General features: G+C 63.9%; 17 protein-coding genes. 12 read left to right on the top strand and 5 right to left on the bottom strand.

The features are described from left to right. The first annotated feature begins 143 nt into the window (after positions 1-143). The 10 genes from AWB78_RS21065 to AWB78_RS21020 all read left to right on the top strand — a co-directional run bounded on the left by AWB78_RS21065 (position 144) and on the right by AWB78_RS21020 (position 13,013). Entirely contained in the window at positions 144-1,646 is a 1,503-nt protein-coding gene (locus AWB78_RS21065) for a UbiD family decarboxylase (protein ID WP_062607833.1), read from the top strand. Beyond that, positions 1,639-2,259 (top strand): UbiX family flavin prenyltransferase, encoded by a 621-nt coding sequence (locus AWB78_RS21060; protein ID WP_062607756.1) that lies wholly within the window; start codon positions 1,639-1,641, stop codon positions 2,257-2,259. The genes AWB78_RS21065 and AWB78_RS21060 overlap by 8 nt, the downstream gene beginning before the upstream one ends. Continuing rightward, positions 2,256-5,279: a xanthine dehydrogenase family protein molybdopterin-binding subunit gene (locus tag AWB78_RS21055; RefSeq protein ID WP_062607754.1), complete on the top strand. Its 3,024-nt coding sequence runs from the start codon at positions 2,256-2,258 to the stop codon at positions 5,277-5,279. The genes AWB78_RS21060 and AWB78_RS21055 overlap by 4 nt, the downstream gene beginning before the upstream one ends. Further along, positions 5,276-6,097, top strand: a complete 822-nt coding sequence (locus AWB78_RS21050; protein ID WP_062607752.1) for an FAD binding domain-containing protein — start codon at positions 5,276-5,278, stop codon at positions 6,095-6,097. Before AWB78_RS21055 ends, AWB78_RS21050 begins: the two co-directional genes overlap by 4 nt. Next, on the top strand, positions 6,094-6,639 hold the full coding sequence (locus tag AWB78_RS21045; RefSeq protein WP_062607749.1) for a (2Fe-2S)-binding protein: 546 nt from the start codon (positions 6,094-6,096) through the stop codon (positions 6,637-6,639). Before AWB78_RS21050 ends, AWB78_RS21045 begins: the two co-directional genes overlap by 4 nt. Beyond that, entirely contained in the window at positions 6,632-8,203 is a 1,572-nt protein-coding gene (locus AWB78_RS21040; protein WP_062607748.1) for an AMP-binding protein, read from the top strand. The genes AWB78_RS21045 and AWB78_RS21040 overlap by 8 nt, the downstream gene beginning before the upstream one ends. Before the next feature lie 6 nt (positions 8,204-8,209). Next, positions 8,210-9,016 (top strand): enoyl-CoA hydratase/isomerase family protein, encoded by an 807-nt coding sequence (locus tag AWB78_RS21035; RefSeq protein WP_062607746.1) that lies wholly within the window; start codon positions 8,210-8,212, stop codon positions 9,014-9,016. 30 nt (positions 9,017-9,046) lie between these two features. Continuing rightward, the gene (locus AWB78_RS21030; protein WP_062607741.1) at positions 9,047-10,777 is read left to right on the top strand and encodes a GMC family oxidoreductase; all 1,731 of its coding nucleotides are present in this window, start codon (positions 9,047-9,049) and stop codon (positions 10,775-10,777) included. A gap of 96 nt (positions 10,778-10,873) precedes the next feature. After that, complete coding sequence (locus tag AWB78_RS21025) at positions 10,874-12,250, top strand: MFS transporter (protein ID WP_062607832.1); 1,377 nt, start codon at positions 10,874-10,876, stop codon at positions 12,248-12,250. A 61-nt stretch (positions 12,251-12,311) separates the two neighbouring features. Beyond that, positions 12,312-13,013: a sterol desaturase family protein gene (locus AWB78_RS21020; protein ID WP_061127723.1), complete on the top strand. Its 702-nt coding sequence runs from the start codon at positions 12,312-12,314 to the stop codon at positions 13,011-13,013. Here AWB78_RS21020 and AWB78_RS21015 read toward each other — a convergent pair. Continuing rightward, the gene (locus AWB78_RS21015) at positions 13,010-13,930 is read right to left on the bottom strand and encodes a LysR family transcriptional regulator (protein ID WP_062607739.1); all 921 of its coding nucleotides are present in this window, start codon (positions 13,928-13,930) and stop codon (positions 13,010-13,012) included. The genes AWB78_RS21020 and AWB78_RS21015 overlap by 4 nt on opposite strands. 536 nt (positions 13,931-14,466) lie before the next feature. Here AWB78_RS21015 and AWB78_RS43695 point away from each other — a divergent pair. Both AWB78_RS43695 and AWB78_RS21010 read left to right on the top strand, forming a co-directional pair. Next, positions 14,467-14,733 carry a hypothetical protein gene (locus AWB78_RS43695; RefSeq protein WP_074173503.1) on the top strand — a complete coding sequence of 89 codons (267 nt, stop codon included), beginning with the start codon at positions 14,467-14,469 and terminating at the stop codon, positions 14,731-14,733. 321 nt (positions 14,734-15,054) lie between these two features. Beyond that, positions 15,055-16,257, top strand: coding sequence for an MFS transporter (locus AWB78_RS21010; RefSeq protein WP_157697585.1), 1,203 nt, complete (start codon positions 15,055-15,057; stop codon positions 16,255-16,257). Between the two features lie 178 nt (positions 16,258-16,435). Here AWB78_RS21010 and AWB78_RS21005 read toward each other — a convergent pair whose 3' ends face one another. The 4 genes from AWB78_RS21005 to AWB78_RS20990 all read right to left on the bottom strand — a co-directional run bounded on the left by AWB78_RS21005 (position 16,436) and on the right by AWB78_RS20990 (position 20,470). After that, positions 16,436-17,656 carry a glycoside hydrolase family 88 protein gene (locus AWB78_RS21005; RefSeq protein WP_232477772.1) on the bottom strand — a complete coding sequence of 407 codons (1,221 nt, stop codon included), beginning with the start codon at positions 17,654-17,656 and terminating at the stop codon, positions 16,436-16,438. Positions 17,657-17,774: 118 nt separating this feature from the next. Continuing rightward, entirely contained in the window at positions 17,775-18,671 is an 897-nt protein-coding gene (locus tag AWB78_RS21000; RefSeq protein WP_062607736.1) for a helix-turn-helix domain-containing protein, read from the bottom strand. Positions 18,672-18,806: 135 nt separating this feature from the next. Next, positions 18,807-19,280 (bottom strand): MaoC family dehydratase, encoded by a 474-nt coding sequence (locus tag AWB78_RS20995; RefSeq protein ID WP_062607735.1) that lies wholly within the window; start codon positions 19,278-19,280, stop codon positions 18,807-18,809. Beyond that, positions 19,277-20,470, bottom strand: a complete 1,194-nt coding sequence (locus AWB78_RS20990) for a CaiB/BaiF CoA transferase family protein (RefSeq protein ID WP_062607830.1) — start codon at positions 20,468-20,470, stop codon at positions 19,277-19,279. The genes AWB78_RS20995 and AWB78_RS20990 overlap by 4 nt, the downstream gene beginning before the upstream one ends. Position 20,471 lies beyond the last annotated feature (1 nt).

Raw genomic sequence — 20,471 nt, 5'->3', positions numbered from 1 at the left:
TAGGGCTAACGCTGATATCAACATTAATGATTCAAAACATCAAAAAACAGTATTAGAACTTATATCGCGATCTCGCTAACCTTCATTTCACCCCTTGCCGCGGCGCTCCGGCCGCAAAAACGCAGGGACAGATGGAGACGCAGATGAATATTCGCGATGCCGCGACGCACGGCACCTCTTCCACCTTTGCTCTTCCGTGGGCTTCGAATCGCTCAGCGACGTCAGCGCTCACGCTGCGCGACTGGCTCGCGCATCTCGCGAAGACCGGCCGCCTGGCGACCGTTGAACGGCCGGTTGCGCTCGAACACGAGCTCGCTGCGATCGCCAAACGGCTCGACGGTACGCAGGCCGCTTTCTTCACGCAGCCCGGCGGCAAGGATGTGCCGGTCGTCTCTGGCTTCATGTCGAAGCGCGGCTGGATCGCGGAGGCGATGGGTGTCGAGGAAGCGGGACTGCTCGCGCGCTTTTCGGCGGCGGTCGCGCAGCCGGTCGCATCGAGGGTGGTCGATCGAGCGGACGCGCCCTGTCAGGAGATCGTTCATACGAACGGCATCGACCTGCACGCATTGCTGCCGATTCCTACCCACAGCGAACACGACAATGGCCCGTACATCACGGCGGGTCTCGTTATTGCGCGCAATCCGCGCACCGGCGTGCAGAACGTGTCGATTAACCGCATTCAGGTGCACGGCCCGGACCGTATGGCGATTCTGCTGCTGCCGCGCCATCTGTACGCGTTCCAGAAAGCCGCGGAGGAAGCGGGCGATGCGCTCGACGTGGCCGTCGCGATCGGCGTCGATCCGCTGACGATGCTCGCTTCGCAGGCGATCACGCCGATCGATCACGACGAACTGGAGATCGCCGGGGCGCTGCATGGCGCGCCGCTGCCAGTCGTGAAATGCGTGACGAGCGGCGTGCATGTGCCGGCGTTCGCCGAGATCGTCATCGAAGGGCGTATTCTGCCGAACGTGCGCGAGCCGGAAGGCCCGTTCGGCGAGTTCCCGAAGTACTACAGCGCGAAGGAAGCACGCGAGGTGATCGAGGTGACGGCACTCACGCATCGCCGCGATCCGATCTTTCATACGATCGTGCCCGCCGAAATGGAACATTTGCTACTGGGCGCGATTCCCCGCGAAGCGACCCTGCTCGCGCATCTGCGACGCAGCCATCCGGGTGTCACGGATGTGCATCTGTCGGTCGGCGGCGTGTGTCGTTATCACCTCTGGGTGCAGTTCGAAAAGAAGCGGGAAGGCGAAGCGAAGAACGTGATTCTGTGCGCGTTCGGCGCGCATTACGACATCAAGCAGGTCGTCGTCGTCGATACCGACGTGGACGTGCACGATCCCGCCGAAATCGAATGGGCGATCGCGACGCGCTTTCAGGCCGATCGCGATCTCGTCGTGATCGAGGGGGCGCAGGGTTCGCCGCTCGATCCCTCCACGACGGTGGGCCAACCGGCGGACGCGCCGCCGCATCTGCAAGGCGTGAGCGCGAAGATGGGTCTCGACGCGACGCGCCCCGTGGTCTATCCGGAACATGTGTTCACGCGCGTTCGCATTCCTGGGCAGGATACGGTCGACCTCGACGCGCTCTTGGCCGGCGACAACGCCGCTTTCGAAGCCTACCTGGACCGCGATCATGACTGAGCGAAACAAGTCGCGCATCGTGGTCGGCATCTCGGGCGCGAGCGGCGCCGCAATCGGCGTGCGCCTGCTCGCCGCGCTGCGCCGGCTCGGCACGCACGAGACGCATCTGATCGTGTCGGCGTCGGGCGCGGTCACGGCGGCGCAGGAGCTTGGCCTCGGACGCGGCGACCTCGATGTGCTCGCCGACGTCGTCCATAATGTGCGCGACATCGGCGCGGCGGTGGCGAGCGGCTCGTTCTTGACCGACGGCATGGTGATCGCGCCGTGTTCGATGAAGACGCTCGCGGGCGTCGCCAACGGTTTCGCGGACAACCTGCTCACGCGCTCCGCCGACGTGATGCTCAAGGAGCGCCGCCGCCTCGTGCTGGTCGCGCGCGAAACGCCGCTGAACCTCGCGCATCTGCGCAACATGACGCTCGCCACCGAGATGGGCGCGATCGTTATGCCTCCGGTACCGGCGTTCTACGCGCATCCGAAGACGATCGAAGACGTGGTCGATCACACGGTCGGCCGCATTCTGGATTTGTTCGGCATCGAGCACGGCGAGATCGCACGGCGCTGGAGCGGTCTCGCCGACGCGTTCGCGAGCTGCGAAGAAGGAGCCGCGCGATGAACCAGCGCGAGACCTCTTTCGCGACTATCGACGCACGCGCCGAGCAGGAGCCACCTGCGAAGCGCCACGTCGGCCGCTCGATGCAGCGCCTCGAAGATCCGGCGATCCTGACCGGCCGCGGCCGCTACGGCGAAGACATCGCGATCAAGCCCGGCACATTGCACGCGGCCGTGCTGCGCTCGCCGCACGCGCACGCGGAGCTCGTATCGATCGATGCGCAGGCGGCGTCGAAGCTGCCGGGCGTTCGCGCTGTCCTTACGCGCGACGATCTGCACGCATGGTCGCGGCCGTTTGTCGTCGGCGTGAAGTCCCCCATGGAGCAATGGTCGCTCGCGATGGATCGCGTGCGTTATGTCGGCGAGCCGGTGGCCGTGGTGATGGCCGAATCGCGGGCGCTTGCGGAAGATGCGCTCGATCTCATCAAGGTCGAATACGCGATGCTCGATCCGGTGACATCGATCGAAGAGTCGATCAGGGACGATGCGCCGGTGCTGCACGACCGCGTCGGCACGAACGTGATCAGCGACCGGCATTTTCGCTACGGCGATCCGCAAGCAGCGTTTGAAAAGGCGCCGCATCGCGTGAAATTCGTCGCGCACTACCCGCGCAATACGTGTGCGCCGATAGAATGCGGCGTGGTGATCGCGGAGTATCTGTCGGGCGACGAAGGCTACGACGTCACCTCGAATTTCATGGGTCCGTTTTCGCTGCACGCCGTGATGGCGATGGCGCTCAACGTGCCAGCGAATCGTCTGCGTCACAAGGCGCCGCGCGATTCGGGCGGCAGCTTCGGCGTGAAGCAGGCGGTGTTTCCCTATGTCGTGCTGATGTGCCTCGCATCGCGTAAGGCGGGCGCGCCGGTGAAGTGGGTCGAGGACCGACTGGAGCATCTGAGCGCGGCAACTTCGGCGACCGCGCGCTTTTCCACGATCGAAGCCGCCGTCGAAAGCGACGGACGCATTACTGCGCTCTCATACGATCAGCTCGAAGATGTCGGCGGCTACGTGCGCGCGCCGGAACCCGCGACGTTCTACCGGATGCACGGCTGCCTGACGGGCGCGTATGCCATCGACCATCTCGTCGTGCGCAATCGCGTCGTGCTGACCAACAAGACGCCGACCGGACTCGTGCGTGGCTTCGGCGGTCCGCAGGTCTACTTCGCGCTCGAACGGCTGGTGCAGCGCATCGCGATCGAACTGAAGCTCGACGTGCTCGACGTGTACCGCCGCAACTTCGTTCCTGCCGATGCGTTTCCATATCGCGCGGCGGCGGGCGCGCTGCTCGACTCAGGCAATTATCAGGAAGCCTTGCGCCGCTCTCTCGCGGAAGGCGGCTCCGACGAGCTCGTCGCGCGGCGCGAGGCGGCGCGCAACGAAGGGCGGTTGTACGGCATCGGCTTTGCGGCAATCGTCGAGCCTTCCATGTCGAACATGGGCTACATCACGACCGTGATGCCCGCCGACGCGCGCAGGAAAGCCGGTCCGAAGAGCGGCGCGATCGCAAGCGCGACGGTGAGCGTCGATCTGCTCGGCGGCGTGGTTGTGACGGTGGCGTCGACGCCGGCGGGGCAGGGACACATGACCGTGTGCGCACAAGTCGTCGCGGATGTGCTCGGGCTCGATCCGAAAGACATCGTCGTGAACGTCGAGTTCGACACGCACAAGGACGCGTGGTCCGTCGCGTCGGGCAACTATTCGAGCCGCTTTGCGGGAGCAGTGGCGGGCACCGTACATCTCGCCGCGATACGGGTGCGCGACAAGCTTTCGCGCATCGTCGCGAAACAGTTCGGCTGCGCGCCCGAGGAAGTCTGCTTCGATGGCGCGCGCATCTATAAGAAGGGCGCCGAGGATCGCGCGCTGCCGTTTGCGCGCGCCGCAAGCAACGCGCCGCATTGGGCGCCCGCGCTCCTGCCCGAGGGCGAGGAACCGGGCTTGCGCGAGACCGTCTTCTGGACGCCCCCGAACATGGAAGCGCCCGACGAGGACGATCGCATCAACACGTCGGCGGCGTATGGGTTCGCGTTCGATATGTGCGGCGTCGAAGTGGATCGCGCGACCGGCCGCGTGCGAATCGACCGCTACGTGACCGCGCACGATGCCGGCACGCTCTTGAACCCCGCACTCGCCGACGGCCAGATTCGCGGCGCGTTCGCACAAGGTCTCGGCGCGGCGTTGATGGAAGAGTTCCGCTATGGCGCGGACGGCAGTTTCCAGTCCGGCACGCTCGCCGATTACCTGATGCCGACCACCTGCGAAGTGCCCGATCCGCTGATCGTGCATCTGGAGACGCCGTCGCCGTTCACGCCGCTCGGCGCGAAGGGTCTTGGCGAGGGCAACAACATGAGCACGCCGCCGTGCATCGCGAATGCCGTAGCCGATGCGCTCGGGGTCGACGATATCCGCCTGCCGCTCACGCCGTCGAAGGTGATGGCGCTAATCGGCATGGACGATCCGGAGCCGTCGCGGCCCGAACTGCGCGACGCGCCCGCGAAGAAGCCGGCGACGCCGGGCGGCAAGGCGCTGACGGCGCAAGGCACGGTCGATTTGCCCGCGACGCCCGAAGCGGTCTTCGCCGTCTTGCTCAACCCGCAAGCGCTCGCGAAGGTCATCCCCGGCTGCCATGCGCTCGACGAAACGGCGCCGAACCAGTATCGCGCGGATGTGACCGTCGGCGTCGGCATGATCAAGGCGCGGTTTGAGGCGCGTATCGGTTTGTCGGAGATCGAAGCGCCGCATCGGCTGCGGCTTTCGGGCGCGGGCATCTCGCCGCTGGGCAGCGCGCGCGGCAATGGACTCGTCGAACTCACGCCGACTGACCACGGTACGCGTCTGTCGTACGACTACGAAGCGCAGGTGTCGGGCAAGGTCGCGGCGGTCGGCGGCCGCATGCTCGAAGGCGCGGCGAAAGTGGTGCTCAAGCAGCTCTTCGAATCGCTCGGAAGACAGGCCGCCGGCCGGCCGGTGCAAGCGGGCGGTTCATGGCTATCGCGCTTCATCGCGCGTTTCAGGAGCCGCACATGAAGCCCGCCCCGTTCGATTATTTGCGCGCTATGTCGACGCACGATGCACTCGATGCGCTCGCTCAATTCGGCGAGGACGCGCGCGTGCTCGCGGGCGGACAGTCGCTGATGGCGGTGCTCAACATGCGGCTCGCGCAACCGCGCGTGCTCGTCGACATCTCGCGTACGGAAGAGCTGAACGCGGTTCATGCCGACGACAAGACGGGGCAATTGCGCGTGAGTGCGGCGGCGACGCAAGCGTGCGTCGAATGGCGCAAGAGCTTGTTCGACGAAGTGCCGATGCTCGCGATGGCGTTCCCACATATCTCGCACTTTCAGATCCGCAATCGCGGGACCGTATGCGGTTCGATCGCGCATGCGGACCCGAGCGCCGAACTGCCGCTCGTGCTTGCCGTGCTCGGCGGCGACGTGACGTTGCGATCGAAGAAGAAAAAGCGCGTGCTCGCGGCGCAGGACTTCTTTCAAGGCATGTTGATGACGGCGCGCGAACCGGACGAACTCGTGGAGTCCGTGCGCTTTCCGCTAAAGAAGCCGGGCGAGCGGTACGCGTTCACCGAATTTTCCGCGCGTCACGGCGACTTCGCGATGGTCGCGTGCGGGGCGGTCGTGACGGACGACGCGATCCGCATCGGGGTGGGCGGCGTCGCGGACCGGCCGACGGTCGAACATTGGCCGCGCCTCTCAGGCGACGACCTGCGGGGGGCATTGAACGATTTGAGCTGGAAGCTGGGCGCGCAGGACGACGCCCACATCAGCGCGAAATATCGCCGGCATCTGGTCCGGCAACTGGGATGGCGCGTGATTGAGGAGGCGAAGTGAGCAAGACATCGACGAACATCCTGCGGCAAGGCGAAGCGCAGCGCATCACGCTGACGCTCAACGGCCGCGAACGCAGCGGCCATTGCGAGCCGCGCGAACTGCTGTCGGACTTCATTCGGCACGAACTCGGCGCGACCGGGACGCATGTCGGCTGCGAACACGGCGTGTGCGGCGCGTGCACGGTGCACATCGACGGCGTTGCGGCGCGTTCGTGCCTGATGCTCGCGGTGCAAGTGCAGGGAAGGCGTGTCGAAACGGTCGAGGGTCTCGCACCCGACCAGACGCTCGGCGACTTGCAGCAGGCATTCCAGCGGCATCACGCGCTGCAGTGCGGCTTCTGCACCGCGGGCATTTTGATGTCGTGTGCGGACTATCTGCAACGCGTGCCCGATCCGAGTGAAGAGCAGGTGCGCGAGATGCTCTCGGGCCATATCTGCAGGTGTACGGGCTACACGCCGATCGTCAAGGCGGTGCTCGACGTTGCGGCATGTCGCAATGGCCGCGTTCGCGGCGAACAAGGCCAGGAGGTCGAGCATGCTTGATCTCGGCCGCACGTTCCTGCAAAGCGTCGAGCGCAGCCCGCATGCGCTCGCGCTCGTCGATGGCGATATGCAATTCACCTACGCGCAGTGGCACCGCGTCATCCTCGATGTCGCCGAAGGCTTGCGCAAACTCGGTCTCTCACGCGGCGACCGGCTGCTCGTCGTGCTGCAAAACCGCTGGGAGATGGCGACGCTGCACTGGGCCTGCCAGTTCGCGGGAATCGTGATCGTGCCGCTCAACTGGCGCGCCAAACCCGACGAACTCGACTACTGTGTGACTGACGCGGGCGTGAAGGCGATCGTCTACGAACCCGTGTGCGCGGATGCCGTCATGCAAAGCAGCGCGGCGCAAAACGTGCCGCGCATCGGACTCGATGATGCCCAGGGCCGCACGACCTCCTATGACGCGCTGCTCGCCGAACGCGCGCATACACGCGAAACCACCGACGCGAATGCAGACGATGTCTCGCTGATTCTCTACACATCGGGCACGACCGGCAAGGCGAAGGGTGTGCCGCGCCGCCACCGGCACGAACGCGCGGGCGCGCTTGCGCATGTCGCGCAGAACCTGTACCGGCACGGCGAACGCACGCTCGGGGTGATGCCGCTCTATCACACGATGGGCGTGCGCTCGCTGCTCTCGATGGCGCTCGTCGATGGTCTCTTCGTCTGTGTGCGGCGCTGGAACGCGCGGCTCGCGCTCGAGTCCATCGCGAAGCACGGCCTCACGTGCCTGTATCTCGTGCCGACGCTCTATCACGACCTGCTCGCCGATGGCGCCTTCGCGAACATCGATACCTCGTCGGTGAAGAAGCTCGGCTTCGCGGGCGCGCCGATGAGCGATGGCCTGCTCAAGCGCCTCTCGGCCGCGTTCGAGCCTGAACTGTTCGTCAACCACTACGGCTCGTCCGAGGTCTACACATTCAGCATCGACCAGGACGCGACGAAAAAGCCGGGCAGCGCGGGACGCGCGGGCATCAACGCGCGACTTCGCGTCGTGAAGCTCGACGCGAAGTCGCCCGACGATCTCGCGCCGGTGAACGGGGAAGGTCAGATCATCGCGGACCTGCTCGGCGACGAAGCGTTCGAAGGCTACTGGAACCGCCCCGATGCCAACGCGAAGTCGCTGCGCGAAGGCTGGTACTTCACCGGCGACACCGGCTACTTCGACGAAGACGGCGACCTGTACGTCTCCGGACGAGTCGACGACATGATCATCAGCGGCGGCGAGAACATCTCGCCGGTCGATATCGAATCGGTACTTTCGCTGCATCCGTCGGTCGATGAAGTGGCCGTCGCGGGCGTGAAGGACGAGCGCTGGGGCCAGCGCGTGGTCGCGTTCATCAAGCGCCGCGAGTACGTCGATTCAGCCGCGCTCGACGCATGGTGCCGCGAGTCGGACCTCGTCAACTTCAAGCGTCCGCGCGACTACGTGTTCGTTGACGATATCCCGAAGTCGCCGGTCGGCAAGATCCTGCGCCGCAAGCTTTCCGCAGGCGAATATCAATGCGATGACGGTCCGTCCGCATCCGCTGCACACCACACTGAAATCACGAAGGAGTAGACCAACATGACCGATTTGATCCATCGCGGCCAGGCACTGCTGCAGGACCTCGACGGCTTCTCGATCGAGATAGACGCCGGGCGCGAGCGCGCCGACATCATCCTGCATCGCCCGCCGTTCAACGTAATCTCGATGCACGCGCGCGACCAGTTGCGCGTCGCGTTCGAGGCGCTCGACGAAGACGATCGCGTGCGCGTAATCGTCGTGCGCGCGAAGGGCGAGCACTTTTCGAGCGGCGGCGACATCAAGGGCTTTCTCGAAGCTTCGCCCGAGCATGTCTCGAAGCTCGCCTGGAATATCGCCGCGCCCGCGCGCTGCTCGAAGCCGGTGATCGTGGCCAATCGCGGTTTCTGCTTCGGCGTGGGCTTCGAGTTGTCACTTGCGTGCGACTTCCGCATAGCGACCGAGACCACGTTCTATGCGCTGCCCGAACAGAAGCTCGGGCAGATTCCGGGCTCGGGCGGATCGGCGCGCTTGCAGCAGATGGTCGGCATCGGCAGGACCAAGGACATCGTGATGCGCTCGCGCCGCATACCGGGCAAGCAGGCGTACGAGTGGGGCATCGCGGTCGAGTGCGTGCCGGATGCGGAACTGGAAGCCGCTACCGATGCACTCGTCAACGAGTTGCGCACGTTCTCGCCGCTCGCGCAACGCACGGCGAAGAAGCTGCTCAACGATTCCGAAGATACGCCGCTCTCGATCGCGATCGAACTCGAAGGGCATTGCTATAGCCGTCTGCGAACCTCGGACGATTTCCGTGAAGGCGTTGAAGCGTTCCATGGCAAGCGCAAGCCGGTGTTCCGCGGTTCCTGAGAAGCCCGCAAAAGACGAGGAGACAGGCAAATGGATCGTTTCGACTACGTGATCATCGGTGGCGGATCGGCGGGATGCGTGCTCGCGCATCGGCTGTCGGCGGTGCCGTCGCTGCGCGTCGCGTTGATCGAGGCGGGCGCGGATACACCGCCGGGCGCGGTGCCCGCGCATATCCTCGATAGCTATCCAATGCCCGTCTTTTGCGGCGACACCTACATCTGGCCGGATCTGAAAGCGAAGGCGACGAAGACATCGGCGCCGCGCGTGTATGAGCAGGGCCGTGTGATGGGCGGTGGGTCGAGTATCAACGTGCAGTCGGCGAATCGCGGCCTGCCGCGCGACTACGACGAGTGGGCCGCGAACGGCGCGCCGGGCTGGGCATGGGACGACGTGCTGCCCTATTTTCGCAAGCTCGAGCGTGATGTGAATTTTCCCTCTGGCGAGTTGCATGGCAGCGATGGTCCGGTGCCGATCCGCCGCATCATGCCGGAAGACTGGCCCCCATTTTGTCACGCGTTCGCCGATGGTCTGCGCGCGAACGGCTTCGCCACCTTGCAGGACCAAAACGCCGAGTTCGGCGACGGCTTGTTTCCCGGGGCGTTCTCAAATATCGACGACAAGCGCGTGTCTACCGCTGTCGCGTACCTCGACGAAGCGACGCGTAAGCGGCCCAATCTCACTGTGTATCCGAACCTGCGGGTCGAGCGGATCGTGATGAAAGGGACCGCCGCTCAGGGCGTGGTCGCGGTGGCTTCGAACGGCGAGCGGTTGCATCTGGACGCCGATGAGGTCGTGATCTGTGCGGGCGCGCTCCAGTCGCCCGCGTTGCTGATGCGCGCGGGCATCGGCTCGAAGCATGAGCTCGGCGAGCTCGGCATTGGATGCCTCGTCGACCTGCCAGGCGTCGGGCGCAATCTGCAGGATCATCCGTCGCTCACCTTCTGCCATTTTCTCGAACCGCGCTTTCGCATGCCACTTTCCCGGCGCCGCGCAAGCATGACAGCAGCTCGTTTCACGTCGGGCGTCGATGGCGGCGAATCGTCGGATTTGTATCTGTCGAGCGCGACGCGTGCCGCGTGGCATTCGCTCGGCAATCGGCTTGGTCTTTTCTTTCTCTGGTGCAACCGGCCGTATTCGCGTGGCCGCGTGCAACTCGTTTCATCCGATGCGGCGGTCGCACCGCGTGTCGAGCTCAATTTGCTCGACGATCAACGCGATCTCGATCGGCTTGCGGTTGGCGTACGGGTGCTCGCGAAGGTCGTCGCGGCATCGGGTCTCGGTCACGATCAGCGCGATTTCTTTCCCGCGGCTTTTTCGCCGCGCGTGAAGGCGCTAAGCCGTGTTGGCGAGGGCAACGCGCTGCTGACTTCGATGCTCGGCACGCTGCTCGATACACCCGCGCCGATCCGCCGTCTGCTGATCGAGCGCTTCTTCACGCGGGGGCTCAGGATTTCCAAGCTGCTCGCCGATGAACGCGCGCTCGCGGATTTCATCCGCGCGAACGTCTTCGGCGTATGGCATGCGAGCGGAACGTGCCGCATGGGCGACGCGCGCGAGCGCAGCGCCGTCACCGACACCGAGGGCCGAGTGCACGGAACGCGAGGCTTGCGAGTGGTTGATGCATCGCTGATGCCGCGACTGCCTTCGGCGAATACCAATATCCCGACCATCATGATTGCCGAGAAGATCGCCGACGCGATGGTCACGGGACGACGCGCAGGCAGCGCATCGACGACGCCGCCGCTCGCCGCCGCGCACTGACAAGTTTCTTTAACGGCAATAAGAGCACGCCACAACTACGTGCCTTCAACACGGGGTCGATCGAGAGATGGCCCGGTGACATTCAAGGAGATGGAAATGTCCGTAGCAGCGCAAAATGGCGCCGCCGCACCCGCTGTCGATCAGCGGCAGGTGATGGGCGCAGTGGTAGCTTCGTGTCTCGGCTGGGCACTGGATTTGTTCGATCTGTTCGTGCTGTTATATGTCGCGCCAGTGGTCGGGCGTCTGTTCTTCCCCTCCGAGCACGCGATGCTTTCTCTCGCCGCCGTCTATGCATCGTTCGCGGTGACACTGCTGATGCGCCCGCTCGGCTCCGCGCTCTTCGGTTCTTACGCCGATCGCCGTGGCCGTAAAGGCGCGATGATCGTGGCGGTGGTCGGCGTCGGCCTGTCGACGGCCGCGTTCGGCCTGCTGCCGACCGTCGCTCAAGTCGGCCTGCTCGCGCCGATTCTCTTCCTCTTGCTGCGCCTCATCCAGGGCGTGTTTGTCGGAGGCGTGGTTGCTTCCACGCACACCATCGGAACCGAATCCGTCGCGCCGAAGTATCGCGGCGCGGTGTCGGGACTGATCGGTGGCGGCGGGGCGGGACTCGGCGCGCTGCTCGCGTCAGTAACGTTCCTCGCGATGTCGGCGTTTTTCCCCGGCGACGCCTTTGACGTATGGGGCTGGCGCTGCATGTTCTTCACCGGCATCATCAGCTCGGTGCTCGGTCTGTTCGTGTTCAACAGCCTTGAAGAGTCGCCGCTGTGGAAGAAGCTCGCCGCCGAAAAGGCTGCGAAGGCCGCCGCGCAGCTCAAGGGCGCGCCCGTCGAAGTCGTGCGCTCGCCGCTAAAGACGCTGTTCTCGCGCGACTACCGCAAGATCCTTTTCGTCAACCTGCTCCTGACGATTGGCGGCGGCAGCGGCTACTACCTGACATCGGGCTACCTGCCGACGTTCCTGAAGGTAGTCAGCCACGCACCCAACGGTGCGGCCGCGGCGATCCTGATGATCTGCAGCATCGCGGTTGTGATCGCGTCGATCGCGGCAGGGCACCTCAGCACGTTCATCGGCCGCAAGGGTGCGTTCGTGTGGATCGGGCTGATCCGGCTCCTCGCGTTGCCCGCGCTGTTTTTGCTGCTGCCTACCGCAGACAGCATCATGATGGTCGGCGTCTATGCAGTCCTTCTCAGCGCCCTCGGCAGCGCGGGCTATGCGCCGATCCTTATCTTCCTGAACGAACGCTTCCCGACCTCGATTCGCGCGACGGGCACGGGCCTCTCCTGGAATATCGGCTTCGCGATCGGCGGGATGATGCCGACTGCCGTGTCGCTGGTGGCGAAGGACGCGAGCCAGTTGCCGATGACGCTAGCGATCTTCATCGGCGCGATCAGCGTGATCTTCCTCGTGGGCGCATTCGTCGTCCCCGAGACGCTCGGCAAGCTCGAAAGCGGTTCCGCGCGCAATCCCTCCTGAGTCATTGGGCATAACGGCGGACGCCAACGGGCGCACGCCTTCATAACAGCCGGAGACATCGATGAAATACGAAGAAGACGTTCGCGCGCGTTCCTACAAGTTTCGTGACGAGTATGTGAATGCCACGCCATGGTGGTATCGCGGCGAAATGCACCTCGGCTTCACATTGCTCTTCACCGGCGGCGTGATCGTGTATTGCCTGATGCAGCTTCATGCGCCGACGCTCGCCGAATGGCTGGCGGTCATTCCGCTCTTTCTGTTCGGCAATTGGGCGGAATGGGCGGCGCACCGCTACGTGCTGCATCGTCCGACGAAGTATTTCAGCATGATCTACAAGCGCCATTGCGCGGTTCATCACCGCTTCTTCACGCATGTGACGCTTGAATACAAGGGCCACCGTCACTGGCGCGCGCTGCTGTTTCCGCCTTTCGCGCCGGTCGCGTTCGTGCTGGCGGCCGTGCCGTTCGCGCTCGTGATCGGGTTCGTATTCTCCCGCAACGCAGGCTACATCGCGCTGTTCACGATGGCGGCGTACTTTCTGATGTACGAGGGCCTGCATACGCTCTCACACTTCACCGACAGCCCGTTCCTCGACCGCGTTCCGCTCGTCAACACAGTGCGGCGCCTGCACGCTACACACCACGATCCCGAAGTGATGGCGACACAGAACTTCAACCTCACGTTCCCGATCTGCGACACGCTGTTTGGCACGCGCAGCGACGTGCCGAGTAGTGCGCGCGAACCGTTGGAACGCGGCCGCTAAGGCGCTTGTTTGCCCAATACACCCGTCGTCACGCGCTTTATCTCGTCAGTGATGATTGCGATGAGCGCCTGTGCGGCGGGACCGATCGGCCGCTTTGGATGCGTAACCTGGATGATGTGCCGCACGATCGGCGGCGATGTGATCGTGTGTGCGAGCAGCACGCCTTCATCCACCTTGCGCTGCACGACCACGCGCGGCAGGATCGTCGCGATATTTCCCTGCTCGACGAACTGCACGATCGAGCTGAGCAAATCGATTTCGAACTTTGGCTTGATGACGATATCGGCGGCCATTAGCGCGGCGTCGAGCGCGCCGCGCAGGCCGTTGCGGCGCGTCGGCAGCACGAGTTCCACGCCGGACATATTCGCGAGATCGATCTCCGGCGGCAACTCGACGCCGTGTGCGGCACTCGTCACGAGCACCATTTCCTCGACCAGCAACGGCTCGACATCGAGGGCGAGGCGACCGCGCGGCTTGTTGATGATCGCGGCATCGAGCCGGCCTGCCTCGACCGCATCGATGAGCTGTGTGCTGAAGCCGTCGGCGACCGATACCTCGACTTGCGGAAAGAGCGTGTCAAACCTCTCGAGCGACTCCGGCAAGACGCTTTCTGCTTCCGAGGCCACCATTCCAAGCGAGACGCGACCGGTGATGATTACGTCGCGCCGGCTCAACTGCGCGCGCGCGTGCTCGATGTCGCGCATGATCGGCGTGTATAGGCGATACATGAGGCGCGCCGCTTCGGTCGGCGCCATGCCGTGCGAGCCGCGTTCGAAGAGCGTCTGTCGCAGTTCGGCTTCGAGCTTCGAAATCTGCATGCTGAGCGCGGGCTGCACGATATTGAGCCGCTTGGCCGCGCGCGTGGCAGAGCCATCCTCGAAGAGGGCGATGAAATACTGGATTTGCTTGAGGTCCATGATGCCCGATCGAGGTGGGAAAGCCGAAGACTGCGAGTGTAGCCACAGGTCGAAGCGTGCTATCAACGCAGCGGCGAGCCGCCGAAAATGCTCAAAACGCGCCTGCGCGACACCGAAAGCGATGAGCAGATGCACGCATTATCGCCACTGAAGGATGGTTTAGGCGATTCGGTTCGCCACCGACGTCGAACATACTCTTTAGCCGCCCCATGGCAAAGCAGAACAGAGTGCTCGGTTAATGCAACAGGACCGGCTTCATTGTGCATGCCATTGATTGCGGCTTCGAAGGAATCGTCACTGTTTGAGCTGCTCGACAATGTACGAAAGGGTTCTCTGATGCGAAGCGCGTCGTACCGAGACACGCTTCGCTTGCGACCGCACGCCTTCATTCGCTTCAATCTCCAATTCGCGCCTCCCTCTTTCGGATTCTATTGCGCCGAAGGCCAGCTATCGCGACACGGTCGATGTGGCAAGGCAAACTGCCGCTCTTGGCATGCGCATTGCTCATTAACGAGTTCAAAGGAAGGAGACTGGTCATGAGCAACGATCGTTTGGAAGGACCGGGCAGCACCGATAAGCCGCTCGGCGATGCGGGTAGCGGAGCAAGCGGTGGCGGCTCACTGGGCAACCAGCCAGGACCGGGCGCCGCCACCGGCGGCGATCCCGCCCAAGGAGTGCGTCAACCAACTTCCGGCGAGGCGAAACAGTCTCCCGCGCAACACCCGTCGAAACAGGAAGTGCCACCTGAGTCGGGCAACACCACCGAGTCACCCGGCAAAGACGACGCGCTCAAAAGCGAGTGACAATGATCGATCGCTTCTCTCGGATTGGCATCGAAAAGGCGCGCGATCGGCCGCTTCCTTGTTAGGAGCGATACATCGACATCACCAAGCCAGCGCTGGGCATCGTGTATCTCGATTCTGCCGGCGGCATCATCGTACGGCGCACTGATGCGTAATGCAGAGGCGCTCGCCGTTCGGCAATCACGTCAACGCGTAACAGCACCCCTCCGGCCACCGCGACACGCGCTCCGCTGCCTGACTGCTTCCAATCAAAACGCTTGAAATGAACACCCTCAATCAGCGAAGAAACATGGTGTAACGCAAGCGATGCACCGGACAAGCGTGATACGCACCAAAGGTTTCTTACCGCTCTGGACGGCGGGCGCGGTCTCAACCGCGATGATGTGGCTGGAAATGCTCGCAGCCGCGTTGTTTACCTTCAAGACTATGAATTCGGCAGTAGCGGTCGCGGTGGTCTCCGCGTGCGGGAGTTTCCCGCTTTTGCTAAGCGGCGCGGTCATGGGCGTCGTCGCGGACGCAATGGATCGCAAGAGAATAGTGCTGCTCGGATTGTTGCTCGCGAGCGCTTCGTCGGCGACAGTGGGAGTCTTGTCTTTCCTCGGGGTTCTATCGACATGGCACCTTTGCGCCGCTGCGCTCGTGAGCGGTGTCGTCTATGCCACCAAGATGCCTGCGCGTAGGCGCATGATTGCGGAGACAGCGGGCACGGCGATGGCCGCTCGCGCGGTCGCTATCGACAGCATGACCAACTTCGCGACGCGATGTCTCGGGCCTCTGCTTGGAGGCTTGATCTACGGAGCACTCGGCGTCTCGACATCCTATTTCCTCTCCGCGACGGCGTCGCTTTGCGCCGCGGTGTGCATCTTTCGACTTTCGACCGTGCAGGCGCCGTCCGGACGCCTCTCCCTGACGCGGATCCGCGAGGACCTCCAGGAAGCGTGGCAATACGCGCTCGACAGTAAAACGATCATGGCGCTCCTGATCGTGACGACAATCACGAACCTATGCGGCTATAGCTATAACGTTCTACTGACACCTCTCGGGAGGGAGACGTTCGACTTGTCGGCCACGATGATCGGCGTGCTTTCGTCGGCGGAGCCCGCGGGATCTTTTGTCGCCGGCGCGATCATCGGAGGCGCTCGCCTACGAGGGCGGTCCTTTGTCTGGTTGATAGCCGGATCCAACGTGTTTTTCCTGGCTATTGCGATCGCTGGGTTCGCGAGTTCTTTCCGATGCTCGCTGGCTTCGTTGCTCGTCATTCTCTTCATGGGCGGCTTTGGTAGCGCCGCCTACAACATACACCAGACGACTATCGTGATCGAGTCCGTGCCCGGCATCATGCGCAGTCGTGTGTTCGGTCTGGTCACTGTCGGTATCGGATGTTGGCCGCTCGGAACGCTGTTAGCGGGCCTGCTTGCAACAGTACTCGGACCGACGGGAGCCTTGATCGCGTTGGGCGTCACAGGCATCGCGGGCAACAGTGTCCTGACACTTCGCGCGGTGAAGGAAAGGTCGCATCGGTAGAAAGGCCGACGGGTCGCGAGTGCCGCCGTCAGCCGTCGGCGTGCCAGAGAGCGGAACATGCATTCGATCGTTTCCGATCCTTCAATGGCAATTGAACAAGCAGTGATGAGTGACTGGTCGTGGGCGGAGCGGCGGCGATGCCGTCGTTCCGCCGTTCGTCGTGGCTTCGTCGTGGCGCTCAGGCGAGTGGAATGCGCGTGTGGTCCAGCGGGCGTAGCTTGCCGGGATGCACGGCGCGGCATAGCGCCTCGACGAAGTAGAAGTCGCCGAACATGGTCGCGCCGTCCACGCCGATATTGTGCGGCTTCGAGTAGCACGAGTTATGCAACAGCCCGTGCTGGCCGTCCCCAGTGAATTCGTCGCGGCATAGCGCTTCGAGCATCTCCAGGCCATGGCCTTGCCATTTCGCGGCGGCGTGCGCCTCGGGATGCACGCGTGCCATCTCCAGCAAGGCCGACGCCACCACGGCGGCAGCGGCCGTGTCCTTGATCTCGGCGTCGCGGCCGGTCGCATCGAAGTCCCACGGAGGCACCTGACGCCCGTCGAGGCGGCGCAGGTAGTAATCGGCGAGACGCTCGGCCAGATCCAGATACGCGCGCTTGCCGGTTTCCCGCGCGGAGTTGACGTAGCCGTAAATCGCCCAAGCCTGGCCGCGGCTCCACGCCGATTCGTCGAACGCGCCTTGAAACGTGTAGCCGCGTTTCCGGTCGCCGCTGTGCACGTCGTATTCGACGGCGTGGTAGGTCGAGTCGTCGGCGCGGACGAAGGCGCGCGCGGTCATCTCGGCGTGCGCGTCCGCGGCTTGCCGGTAGCTGCCGTCGTCGGCGTAACCGGCGGCCCAGTAGAGCAGCGACAGATTGGCCATCGTGTCGATCGCCGAGGCGCTCCGGCCCCGCGGATCGGAGATCGGTCCCCAGGACGCGAGATACGCGCCGTTGCGCGTCGTCACGAGTCGAGCGCGCAGCTTGTCGGCGGCTTCGAGCGCAATCTCGGCGAACCACGCGTCGCCCGTGATGTGATGTCCCGGCACCGCGCTGCTATCGAAGATGAAGCCGATGTCATGCGTGTTCGGATCCTGCGCGCGCTGGCGGACGAGCAACATTCGGGCGCGCGCCCATTCCAGAAAGCGCGCCTCGCCGGTGTGCACGTACGAGCTCAGCAGCAAGCCGACCCAGAAGCCGCAGAACCAGTTGCCGTGGCTCCATGCGTCGCCGTCGTAGCCCGCCGAAAGCGAGGCGGGCAGACGCACCCATTGACCATCGGGGCCGGTGACTTGCGGGAATTCGACGCCGAAGGTCAGCTCGTCGGAAGCGACCTTTTGCGCGGTTTTATCGAGGGTTTCGCGAAACAGCTCTGCCCGGGTCTCGCTGACTGACAGCGAGTTCATTGCGTTCGACACGGCGTCTCCTTGAGTTCGTCATTCGCAGGACGATTCTAAGAAGCGCCTGCGCGACCGCGTTAGGATGAAACGCATGAACTGTTGGACATTTCCGCATCGAAGCGCCGCATGTAGGCGCTCAGATGTGCAGCTTGTCGAGGCTGCGCCGATAGTCGATCGGCGAGCGGCCCGTATGCTTGCGAAAGCAGCGGCTGAAGTAGGCGGGATCGTCGAACGAGAGCATCGCGGCGATCTCCGCGACATTCACTTCGGAGTGCAGCAGCAGACGCTTGGCCTCCAGCATCACGCGCTCGCGGATCAGCTTGGGTGCCGTGCTGCCGAGCGCCTGACGCGTCGCTTCGTTGAGCGCGCGTTCCGTGACGTTGAGCAGGCGCGCGTAATCGGCCGCTTCGTTGACCGAGCGAAAGTGCTTCTCCAGCAGGCTCTTGAAGCGGCGCGACAGCAGCACGCTGCGCGTCGCGGCGGCATCGCGTATGGCGGCGGCATCGCACATGCGTGCGACCTTGATCAGAAACACGTGCAGATAGGCCCAGATCGCGTCGGTGTAGCCGACCTGCTCCTCCTGATACTCATGGCGGATGCCGTCCATCACGCGCGCCAGTTCGCGCACCTGCGCGTCGCTCAAGTTGACGCACGGGGCGAGCTGCTCGAAGTTATAGACGGGTACTTCCGTCTCCGTATGGCGGTTCTGCACGCGGAACGCGAAAAAATCCGACGAGAAACTGAGCGAATAGCCGAGCGTATCGGCGGACAGATCGAGATCGTGAATCTGTCCCGGCGCCATGATGTAGAGCGTATTGGGGCGCACGTCGTAGCGCACCGAGTCGATCACATGCGAGCCGCTGCCCGCGAGCACCCACATCATGTGATAGAAGTCGTGCCGGTGCGGATAGACCAGCGTCGATTTGAGCGCCTCGATCGGCGCGAGATGGAAGTCCGGCGTCTTGACGTGCGCGCCGTATTCGTAGTCCTCGATCCGGATCACCGGAACGTGACAGCAACATGCGGTATCCAACTGTCTCCTCCGTCGGCGGCGGAGCGTCTTTGCACCCGCCTGCATGCCCGCGCTGCGCGGGCGACTGCACGAGTGTAGCCGTGCCCGCGCCCGCCGGTTAGTTGGCATTTACACCATGCGGCCTGCGCGACGGTGTCACGCCGCCGCGCTGCGCGCCATCAGCGCATGATCGAAGCGGAGTTCCTTCAGCGCGGAAAGCCCGCTCAGCACCACGCGCCCTTGCTGATTGCGCACGGTCGTATCCATCACGAGGATGTGCTTTGCGGGCTTCTTTTCGACGACGCAAACGTTGATCGTCACCGTATCGCCGATATACACCGGCCCCAGAAAGCGCAGCTCCTGCCCGACATACGCGAAGCCCGGACCGGTCAATTCGGTGTGCGCCGCCGAGACCAGCGCGGCCGTCAACAGGCCATGCACGACGCGCCGTCCGAAAGGGGAGCATTCGGCGAAGGCATCTTCCATATGCAGCGGATTCAGGTCGCCGGACAGGTGTCCGAACGCGTTCACTTCGGCCTCTGTGACCGAGTGAACGTTGACCTGCGCGCGGCCGATCTCGACGTCGTCGAAGCGCAAGAGCGCCGGCCAGTTGTTCGGTTGCGCGCTCATGCTTCTCTCCTCGAAGTCAATGCGATGCCGCGTTCGACATAGCCGTCGATCTCCTGCGGCGTATAACCCAGTTCCGCGAGCACTTCGCGGGTATGTTGTCCCTGTTTCGGCGGATGCCGCCGCAGCGCAGGCGCCGCGCCGTCGTAGCGCACCGGATGCGCGAGCACGCGCACCGGTCCCGCTTCCTCGTGATCGAACGACATGATCATTTCGTTGTGCGCGACCTGCGGATCCTGCTCGACCTGCTCATAATCGTTGACGGGCGCGAACCAGATATCGTGTTCCTCGAAGGTGTGCATCCACTCTTCCGTCGTGCGCGTTTTCAGCGTGTCATAGACAAGACGGTTGATCTCGTCGCGCCTCAGCACGTTGTCCTTCGGATGCGTGAACGCGGCGAGCGCGGGACACGACAGCGCGTTTGCAAGCTTCTGCGTCGGCGTGAGCGACATCGCGATATAGCCGTCACGCGTCCGATACACGCCATACGGCGCGGGATGAAAGCGGCTGCCGGTCGGCGGATGCGTGCGTGCCCACAACGGCCCCTTGTTCATGTAGTACGTGAACGGCTCGATTTGCAGGTCGAGCGCGGCGTTGAGCAGGTTGCTCTCGATGCGCGTGCCCACGCCCGTGCGCTCGCGCGCCTGCAACGCGACGACCACGCCGAATGCGGCGAGCACGGCGGCATGCTGATCGACGATGGCGGAACCGACCGGCGTGGGCGGCGACTCCGCGTCGCCGGAAAGCATGGTCAGTCCGCTCATCGCCTGCAGCAGCAGATCCTGGCCTGGACGCTTCAGATAAGGCCCGGACGAACCGTAGCCCGTGCACGAGCAATACACGAGACGCGGATTGACTTCATGCACCTGCGCATAGCCGAAGCCCATCTTGTCGAGCACGCCGGGACGATAGTTCTCGACGAGCACGTCGGCTTCGCGGATCAGACGCCACACGATTTCGCGCGCGGCTTCGTCGCGCAGATCGAGCGAGATGCTGCGCTGATTGCGGTTGCCGAGCAGAAAGAACACGCTCACGCCTTCGAGGAATGCATCCGCGCCGGTCCAGCTACGTTCGAACGCGCCGCCGGGCGGTTCGATCTTGATCACATCCGCGCCGACATCGGCGAGCATCTGCACGGCGGCGGGGCCTTGCAGAAAATGCGTGAAACTCAGCACCTTGATGCCTTCCAGCATA

Origin of the sequence: Caballeronia calidae, assembly GCF_900044055.2 — a bacterium.
Lineage (GTDB): Bacteria > Pseudomonadota > Gammaproteobacteria > Burkholderiales > Burkholderiaceae > Caballeronia > Caballeronia calidae.
The sequence above is the reverse complement of the archived record's forward strand: the minus strand, read 5'-3'. Positions and strand labels throughout refer to the sequence as shown.

Bases quoted from the DNA above. Each gene is read 5' to 3' on its own strand.
- AWB78_RS21035 (WP_062607746.1), top strand. From the start codon at position 8,210: ATGACCGATTTGATCCATCGCGGCCAGGCACTGCTGCAGGACCTCGAC.
- AWB78_RS20990 (WP_062607830.1), bottom strand. From the start codon at position 20,470: ATGCTGGAAGGCATCAAGGTGCTGAGTTTCACGCATTTTCTGCAAGGC.
- AWB78_RS21030 (WP_062607741.1), top strand. From the start codon at position 9,047: ATGGATCGTTTCGACTACGTGATCATCGGTGGCGGATCGGCGGGATGC.
- AWB78_RS21050 (WP_062607752.1), top strand. From the start codon at position 5,276: ATGAAGCCCGCCCCGTTCGATTATTTGCGCGCTATGTCGACGCACGAT.
- AWB78_RS21015 (WP_062607739.1), bottom strand. From the start codon at position 13,930: ATGGACCTCAAGCAAATCCAGTATTTCATCGCCCTCTTCGAGGATGGC.
- AWB78_RS21065 (WP_062607833.1), top strand. From the start codon at position 144: ATGAATATTCGCGATGCCGCGACGCACGGCACCTCTTCCACCTTTGCT.
- AWB78_RS21025 (WP_062607832.1), top strand. From the start codon at position 10,874: ATGTCCGTAGCAGCGCAAAATGGCGCCGCCGCACCCGCTGTCGATCAG.
- AWB78_RS21020 (WP_061127723.1), top strand. From the start codon at position 12,312: ATGAAATACGAAGAAGACGTTCGCGCGCGTTCCTACAAGTTTCGTGAC.
- AWB78_RS21060 (WP_062607756.1), top strand. From the start codon at position 1,639: ATGACTGAGCGAAACAAGTCGCGCATCGTGGTCGGCATCTCGGGCGCG.
- AWB78_RS20995 (WP_062607735.1), bottom strand. From the start codon at position 19,280: ATGAGCGCGCAACCGAACAACTGGCCGGCGCTCTTGCGCTTCGACGAC.
- AWB78_RS43695 (WP_074173503.1), top strand. From the start codon at position 14,467: ATGAGCAACGATCGTTTGGAAGGACCGGGCAGCACCGATAAGCCGCTC.
- AWB78_RS21055 (WP_062607754.1), top strand. From the start codon at position 2,256: ATGAACCAGCGCGAGACCTCTTTCGCGACTATCGACGCACGCGCCGAG.
- AWB78_RS21040 (WP_062607748.1), top strand. From the start codon at position 6,632: ATGCTTGATCTCGGCCGCACGTTCCTGCAAAGCGTCGAGCGCAGCCCG.